Raw genomic sequence first — 826 nt, forward strand, 5'->3', positions numbered from 1 at the left:
TACGGGTTCTTGTAGTTGAGATGCACCACGAAGCCGACCGCCACCGTGTTGTCTTCGAGGTGATAGAGGAACGAGCCGCCGCCGGTCTTCATGCCGAGCGGCCAGCCGAAGGAGTGCTGCACGAGGCCGGGCTTGTGGTTCTCGGGCTTGACCTGCCAGAGTTCCTTGAGGCCGATGCCGAACTTCTGCGGCTCGCGGTCCTTCGAAAGATCGAATTTCTGGATCAGCTGCTTGGCGAGCGAGCCGCGCACGCCCTCCGAGATCAGCGTGTATTTGCCGAGCAGCGCCATGCCGCGGGTGTAGTTCGGGCCGGGCTCGCCGTTACGCTCGATGCCCATGTCGCCGGTGGCGACGCCGATCACCGCGCCCTCGTCATTGTAGAGCACTTCGGTCGCGGCAAAGCCCGGATAGATCTCGACGCCGAGTTCCTCCGCCTTCGTCGCCAGCCAGCGACAGACGTTTCCGAGCGAGACGATGTAGTTGCCGTGGTTGTTCATCAAGGGCGGCATGAAGGCGTTCGGCAGGCGCACCGAGCCGGCAGGCCCGAGGAACAGGAAATGGTCGTCCGTCACCTCCGTCTTGAAGGGATGGCTGTCGTCCTCGCGCCAGTCGGGCAAGAGGCGGTCGATACCGATCGGATCGACGACCGCGCCCGACAGGATATGCGCGCCGACTTCCGCGCCCTTTTCCAGGACGACGACCGTCAGGTCCGGATTGACCTGTTTCAGCCGGATCGCCGCCGACAGGCCCGCAGGCCCCGCCCCGACGATCACCACGTCGAATTCCATGCTTTCGCGTTCGGGAAGTTCCATCTCGTCGCTCATTC

At 63.9% G+C, this 826-nt stretch carries 1 protein-coding gene; it reads right to left on the reverse strand.

Annotated elements, in window-relative coordinates:
- Positions 1-824 (reverse strand): NAD(P)/FAD-dependent oxidoreductase (locus KYK29_RS22400; protein ID WP_254693079.1); only part of this gene is annotated, 824 nt, incomplete at its 3' end.
- Between the last annotated feature and the right edge of the window lie 2 nt (positions 825-826).

This window comes from Shinella daejeonensis (genome assembly GCF_024281235.1).
Lineage (GTDB): Bacteria > Pseudomonadota > Alphaproteobacteria > Rhizobiales > Rhizobiaceae > Shinella > Shinella daejeonensis.